Annotated in this window: 7 protein-coding genes; all 7 read right to left on the minus strand. The window is 29.6% G+C overall.

The genetic code is table 11. From position 1 onward, the window contains the following. Window positions 1–96: 96 nt before the first annotated feature. Window positions 97–675: a thymidine kinase gene (locus COZ07_RS03565; protein ID WP_406607214.1), complete on the minus strand. Its 579-nt coding sequence runs from the start codon at window positions 673–675 to the stop codon at window positions 97–99. A 106-nt stretch (window positions 676–781) separates the two neighbouring features. After that, complete coding sequence (gene rpmE / locus COZ07_RS03570; RefSeq protein WP_406607215.1) at window positions 782–1,003, minus strand: 50S ribosomal protein L31; 222 nt, start codon at window positions 1,001–1,003, stop codon at window positions 782–784. A 185-nt stretch (window positions 1,004–1,188) separates the two neighbouring features. Beyond that, window positions 1,189–2,439 carry a transcription termination factor Rho gene (gene rho / locus COZ07_RS03575; RefSeq protein ID WP_406607216.1) on the minus strand — a complete coding sequence of 417 codons (1,251 nt, stop codon included), beginning with the start codon at window positions 2,437–2,439 and terminating at the stop codon, window positions 1,189–1,191. 328 nt (window positions 2,440–2,767) lie between these two features. After that, on the minus strand, window positions 2,768–3,520 hold the full coding sequence (locus COZ07_RS03580; protein ID WP_406607217.1) for a nucleotidyltransferase family protein: 753 nt from the start codon (window positions 3,518–3,520) through the stop codon (window positions 2,768–2,770). A gap of 166 nt (window positions 3,521–3,686) precedes the next feature. Beyond that, window positions 3,687–5,303, minus strand: coding sequence for a CTP synthase (locus COZ07_RS03585; protein ID WP_406607218.1), 1,617 nt, complete (start codon window positions 5,301–5,303; stop codon window positions 3,687–3,689). Between the two features lie 27 nt (window positions 5,304–5,330). Continuing rightward, on the minus strand, window positions 5,331–5,969 hold the full coding sequence (locus COZ07_RS03590; RefSeq protein WP_406607219.1) for an MBL fold metallo-hydrolase: 639 nt from the start codon (window positions 5,967–5,969) through the stop codon (window positions 5,331–5,333). A 33-nt stretch (window positions 5,970–6,002) separates the two neighbouring features. Next, on the minus strand, window positions 6,003–7,493 hold the full coding sequence (locus COZ07_RS03595) for an HTH domain-containing protein (protein WP_406607220.1): 1,491 nt from the start codon (window positions 7,491–7,493) through the stop codon (window positions 6,003–6,005). Window positions 7,494–7,502: the final 9 nt, after the last annotated feature.

Below are 7,502 nucleotides of genomic sequence, written 5' to 3' on the forward strand. Positions count from 1 at the left end.
CTCGATGCCTGCCTGTGCGTGTCCGCACGCAGACAGGAATCGAGCCCCTACATATTTACACATTACTCATTACTGTGTCCTATACGCGATACGAAATTACTCTTTGATTACTACATGACACTTCCGACATCTTGCTTCATAAGTTTCTTTTGCTCCAATTAATATGATTGGATCACTATATTTCGCAGGCTTACCGTTTACCAATCTTTGAGTTCTGGAAGCTGGGCTACCACAAATCATACATATTGCTTGCAATTTATCTATATATTCTGCTACGGCAAGTAATTCCGGTATTGGACCAAAAGGCTCTCCCCTAAAATCTTGATCTAAACCAGCCACCATTACCCTTCTACCTTGATCAGCAAGTTTTTGACAAATGGTTACAATCCCTTTATCATAGAATTGAGCTTCATCAATAGCAACCACTTCAGTATCTGGTTCTGTTTTTTCTAAGAGTTCTTTTGAATTAGAAATATTAATAGCTTCAATTTTAGTACCATTATGTGAGTAAATATACTGAATAGAATATCTAGTATCAATAGTTGGCTTAAATACCTGTACCTTTTTTTTAGCAATTTGAACTCTATGGACTCTTCTTATTAATTCCTCACTTTTTCCACTAAACATACTTCCACAAATAACTTCAATCCAACCATCATTTTTGCCTTTCTGCATTCCCCTTTCCCCCCTACCACATAATTATTTACCAAGATAACTCAACATAAAAAAACAGAGCCTTAAGAAAGCTCTGTTTCTAAAATTATTTACGATTATAGTTTAATTAATTGTTACTATCTTCTTCGTTAGTTAAATTATATTTTTTATTAAACTTTTCAACCCTTCCGGTAGTATCAAATATTTTTTGTTTACCAGTAAAAAAGGGATGACATGCTGAGCATATTTCTATTTTCATATTCTTTTTAGTAGAACCAGTTTCAAAACTATTACCACAGGCACAACTTATGATTGCTTTCTCATATTTTGGGTGTATATCCTTTTTCATTTTTCTCTCCTTCTAACTTCCTTTTATTAATATTTTATGGCATCAAAATATATAAAATTATAACATAATTGTCCCCCAAAAAGCAAACAAACCTGTCCTCGACCTGATCGGGGAATGGTAATGTAGGGCTTATAATCTATTGAAAATATTTTGGGCTTTTTGGGTTATAACTATATTATGTAAGATTAAATATCTTGTTCTTTAATAGAATCTAAAAATTCGTTATTATTTTTGGTCTTTTTTAATTTATTAAGTACTAATTGTATTGAACCGAGAGAAGTTTGAGAAGATAGCGCTCTCCTTAATAACCATATTTTTTGTAATTTTTCTTTAACTATTAATAATTCTTCTCTCCGAGTACCAGATTTTTTTATATCAATTGCTGGGAATAATCTATTTTCAGAAATTTCTCTATCTAATTTTAATTCCATATTCCCGGTCCCTTTAAATTCTTCAAATATTACTTCATCCATTCTACTTCCCGTTTCTACTAAGGCAGTAGCAAGTATAGTTAAACTTCCGCCTTCTTCAATATTTCGTGCTGCCCCAAAAAATCTTTTTGGCCAATAAAGGGCACTTGAATCTAATCCTCCAGACAAAGTTTTACCACTAGTTGGAATATTTTGATTATAAGCTCGGGCTAATCTGGTAATACTATCCAATAGTACTACTACATCTTTTTTTTGTTCTACTAATCTCTTTGCTCTTTCTAATACAATTTCAGCTACTTTTATATGATTACTTATAGGTTGATCAAAAGTAGAGCTTACCACTTCTGCATTTACCGATCTTTGCATCCCAGTAACTTCTTCAGGTCTTTCATCAACTAATAAAATTATAAGATTTATCTCGGGATGATTAGCAGTAATTCCATTGGCAATCTTTTCTAATAAAATTGTTTTTCCTGCTTTCGGAGGGGATACTATAAGACCTCGTTGACCTTTTCCAATTGGTGAAAATAAATCAATAATTCTTGTGGATAACTCATCTGACCTACTTTCTAAATTAATTATCTTCTCCGGAAAAAGAGGAGTAAGATTTTCAAAGTCTATTCTCTCTTTAGATAGTTCTGGATCTTCATGATTAACAGCTTCAACCTTTAATAAAGCATAATATCTTTCTCCTTCTTTGGGAGATCTAACCTGTCCGGACACAAAATCTCCATTACTAAGATTGAACCTCTTTATTTGAGAAGGGGAAATATAGATGTCGTTTTCACTAGGTAAATAACCACCTGTTCTTAAAAAACCAAATCCCTCATTCATAATTTCTAAAATCCCCTCAGAAAACATATAACCTTTTTTCTCGGTTTGGGCTTGTAAAATTTTAAAGATTAGATCTATTTTTTTTATTCTGGAAAAATTATTAATGTTATATTCTTTGGCGATTTTACATAAATCACTGATCTTTTTTTCCTTTAATTCTGTTAAGAGCAAAAAACAAAACCTCCTTTTATTATGTTTAGAACATAATAATTTATTTTATACTGTTTAAAGTTATGCATACAAATAACTAAATTTAAATATCATAATTATTGCTACCATTGAATGGATTTTATGATGAATAACTGATGCATAGGACCATTTCTATTTTATAATACTACTTAATATTTTCCCATTAAATCTTCTAATAATATAATAAAGATTAAATGAAGTATTAAAATATTTAGAAAATTCATTTAAAAGAGGGCTATAAAGAAGTTATTCTTTCAAATACTATAGCTAAAGATAGTTTAGCACTAATTTCTTTTAAATACAAATATTTTTATTTCTCCAAACATTTTTTAATTAATTCTAAATCACTTGGCTTATCTAAATCTATCATCATTTCTGGATGGGATATTATAACTGCAATAGAGTTATAACCAAGCATCTTGGTTACTTTTTTTTCTACTTCCTCTAAAGTTAAAGTTTTAAATAAAAATTTTAATATAATCTTAAGACCTAATATTTTAGCATTTTTCCAGTTATCTTTTTTATTATTAAATAATTCTTGAATTAATTCTTTATTTTGAAAAAATACTTCTGGTTTAAAAAATACAATATTTCCTCCGCAAAATATTCCTTCTTTCATTTTTACATAAGTTCTCTTGGTTTCAGGGTACTTTTCTATAATATTTTCCTTAGTAATTATAGGATAACCAATATCACCTTTTCTTTCAATGCATTTTTTAATCAATTCTTCAATGGTCATAGGGGTGATTAATGGAATATCAGAGGTTAAGATTAATAAATTATCCTGGGAATTAAAATATTTTAATCCAGATTCCATATTTTCAAGTATAGAATTTCCAGAATCTAATATTTCTTTGACTTTTTTACTTATATAGGGAGAAAGTTCTTTTTTGGGACCTACCACTACAATCTGATCAATACTTTCTGTATCATTTAGCGCATCAATGATATATTCGATAACCGGCTTATTGTTGATCATAATTAAAGTTTTATTATCTACCTTCTCAGCAATTTCTAAGGGACCCTTTTCCTTCGATCCAGCTAAAACTAAAGCGTTTAACATTTTTTTTTACCTACCTTTGAAAATAATCTATTGATTATTTTAATTTACCAATTAACCAATCCACCAATTGGCCAATTAATTTAGCATATGAGGGCGTATGCAATACGCCCCTACTTCTTCTGGTTTCTGTTTTCTTCACGCAATACGCAATACTCGATACTATATACTAAATACTATATACTGATTTTGCTATCGCCGCCTTTATAAATTCCTTAAATAAAGGGTGGGCTCGATTAGGTCTTGATTTAAATTCTGGATGGAATTGAACTCCGATAAACCAAGGATGGTTCGGAAGCTCTATGATTTCTACTAAATTTAAATCCTGATTTATGCCGCTGAATTTCATTCCATATTCTAAAAATTTTTCTTGATATAAATTATTAAATTCATACCTATGACGATGCCTTTCATAAACTGTCTCTTGCTGGTAAGATTTAAGGGCAAGTGAATTCTTTTCCAATTTACAAGGATATGCTCCTAACCGCATAGTACCACCTTTCACTATGACCTTTTTTTGTTCTGGTAAAAGATCAATAACGGGGAACGGAGTCTCAGGATCAAATTCTGTGCTATTGGCTTTTTCTAATTTAATTACATTACGAGCAAATTCTATAACTGCACAATGCATACCTACACAAATCCCTAAAAAGGGTATTTTATTTTCTCGGGCATATTTTACCGTTTCAATCTTACCTTCCATTCCTCTCTTTCCAAAGCCTCCGGGTATTAAAATTCCGTTTAGGTCTTTAAACAAATCTTTTAGAGAATCTTTTTTTACTTTATCCGAGTCAATTCTTTTTATCTTTACTCTACAATCATTATCAATTCCACCATGAAGAAGTGCTTCATTAATACTTATATAAGCATCTTTTAAACTAATATATTTTCCCACTACTCCAATACTAACTTCTCTTTTGGGATGATATATCTTATCAACCATATTTTTCCACTCTTGTAAATCAGAACCTGGACATTTTAAATTTAACAATTTTATAATTAAATCTCCCAAACCTTGTTCTTCAAATACCAAAGGTATTTCATAGATAGATTTAACGTCTACTGCCTCAATTATCCCTTCTCTCTTAATATCACAAAATAATGATATTTTATTTTTTACTTCTTCAGAAAGTTTTAATTGAGAACGACAGATTACTATATCTGGTTGAATACCTATTTCTCTAAGCTCTTTTACACTATGTTGCGTGGGTTTGGACTTCAGCTCTTTAGCAGCTTCGAGATAAGGAACAAAAGTAACATGCACATATAAAACATTTTCTTTGCCTATATCATTTCTAAATTGCCTTATAGCTTCTAAAAAAGGAAGGCTTTCAATATCACCTACTGTTCCTCCAATCTCCACAATTACTATATCTATTTGGTTTTCAGTTTTTTGGGTAATATTTTTAATGGTAAATTTAATCTCATCAGTTATATGAGGTATTACTTGAACTGTAGCTCCTAAGAAATCTCCTCTTCTTTCTTTAGAAATCACAGAATTATATATTTTTCCGGTAGTTACATTATTATAACTAGATAAATTTGTATCAATAAATCTCTCGTAATGACCTAAATCTAAATCTGTCTCTGCTCCATCTTCGGTAACAAATACTTCACCATGCTGATAAGGATTCATGGTTCCAGCATCAACATTTATATAAGGATCTATCTTTTGAATGGAAATATTTAAACCTCTACTTTTCAATAACCTTCCAATAGAAGAGGCAGAAATACCTTTACCTAAAGATGAAACTACTCCGCCGGTAATAAAAATATATTTGGTCATAAATCTCCTTTATTGGCTAGTTAGATACTATTCATATTGTAAAACATAAATATGAGTATCTTTAGGCAATGTTTCACTTTTAATTTCGAATTCACTCGATTCTAACCTTTTTACTTTATCCTTACCAGAAAGAAATATTTCTACTGGATCTATAGAGAATTTAATTGCCCTGGTCTTATAATGCATTGGAATTGCAATCTTGGGTTTAATATCTTTAATTATCTGAGTAGCTTGATTACTATCTATAGTATAGAACCCTCCTACCGGAATAAATAGAATATCTACTGAACCTATTTCAGTTAATTTATCTGAACTCAAAATATGTCCTAAATCACCTAAATGGCATAAATTTAATCCATCAGCTTTTATAACGAATATAGTGTTAGGTCCTCTTTGTCCTCCATAAACACTATCATGATAAGACGATATTCCCCTAAATTCCATTTTATGTGATTCTCTCTTTACAAGACCTTTAAAAACCACTGGTTTTCCTTTCATCCCTCTTACAAAATTATGATCAAAGTGTTCGTGGCTTACAGTTACAATATTTACTTTAATCCGAGGCATTTTATAACCTAAAGTTTCGTCAAACGGGTCAGTAATAATTTTAATTCCCCTTTCAGATTCTATTAAAAATGAGGAATGGCCCAACCATTTTATTTTCATGAAACTCACTCCCTTATCTCGTAGTGCGCACTACTAAAACATTTCCTCAATCACTTTGTTTAATCTTTCTTTAGCTAATTCTGGTTTAAAATCTAATATAATACTTCCCATCTCAGTTTTTTGCAGTATATTAAAAGGTTCTAAAGCGAGCATTTTAGTAATTTCTTCCACTTCAGGTTCTTGTACTCTTCCAAATTCTAGATACTCATTACTTTTTTGATTAATAATTTTAGTCAAAGATTCTACATTAAGAGAAAGTTTTTTACTGCTATTTTCGTTTAATATGGTAATAATAATATTAATCAGTTTTATTTTATTATAAATTTGTTTTCTTTTTTCAAATAATTGAAATACATTATTCTCGATAGAATTAGGTGATAAAAAGATTGATTTTAAATTAGTTAAAGAAAAAGGTAATTTATTATGTTCCTTTATAATACTATCTAACCATCTTAATTCAAATAATATAACTTTATTTTCATCTATTTTTTCACTTAGTATATTATAATCGAAATCTGAAGAAATAATTACTGAATAATCTGATTTAGTTTTTTCTTTTGCTTTAGTCAGCTCACTCCAATATTCATATTTTTGTATTTTTTTACTCTTTTCATCTAATACTTTCCCATCTACAACTAAATTATAGGTCTTATAATCTAACAGTGCTTCTACTAAAATAAAAGATGCCTTTCCTTCTAATATAACTGAAGTTTGAAATCCTAAAAAGTTAAATACTTTTTGAAGTAATGGTTTAAAATTTTCATTATCTTCAGAATTTATCAGTTTTAACCGCAATTTTTTAAGTTCGCTTAGCCAATCAAAAAGCCCCCATACTTCTTCTTTTTTTTCAATAAATCGGGGATCTTTTTTCAAAACATTATTTATATATTTAGAAAATAAATTTTCACTTTTTACTTCTACCTCTAATGCTTTTTCACAAATTTCTTTATAAGTTAAAGGATGACCTGCTTCTTGTAATATTTTAAAAATTTTTTCACCTAATTCATCTTGGGGTTCTACCTGGGTCTCCTTTTCTGTTACTAAAAAGTATCTTTTTCTATCATAATCAATAAGGCCAATAAAAATAATATCATTTACCCTTAATTCCTTCTTTTCATACCATTCTTTTAATCCCATTATACAATTAAGTTCATTGTTTACTGTTGCTTCTATTTCGTTTCCTTCTTTGTCTATAAAAGTAGCTTCAATAATATTTTTATCTCGGGGGAAAAATGGTCTCATATAACTAGTTAAAAACATAGTGCCATCTTTTAAACAGTAACTGGTAAGAGAATATTTGATATTTGCATCTTTATATTTCCATTTTACTAAACCCCAAACACCCCTTTTTGACCGCATAAATCTTTTATCTCCACTCATAGAGGCATTTACAGCATAATACGGCTCTTTAACATTTAGTGGTCTTATTTTTATTAATTCTTTAGTGATTTCACGAAAATGCAAAGGTTTTTTATGTTTAGTTAATATCTCATAAGCAACATCAGCAACTGACTTATGCTTCATAACCTATTA

It is taken from the genome of Candidatus Infernicultor aquiphilus, from assembly GCF_002784285.1.
Classification (GTDB): domain Bacteria; phylum Atribacterota; class Phoenicimicrobiia; order Phoenicimicrobiales; family Phoenicimicrobiaceae; genus Infernicultor; species Infernicultor aquiphilus.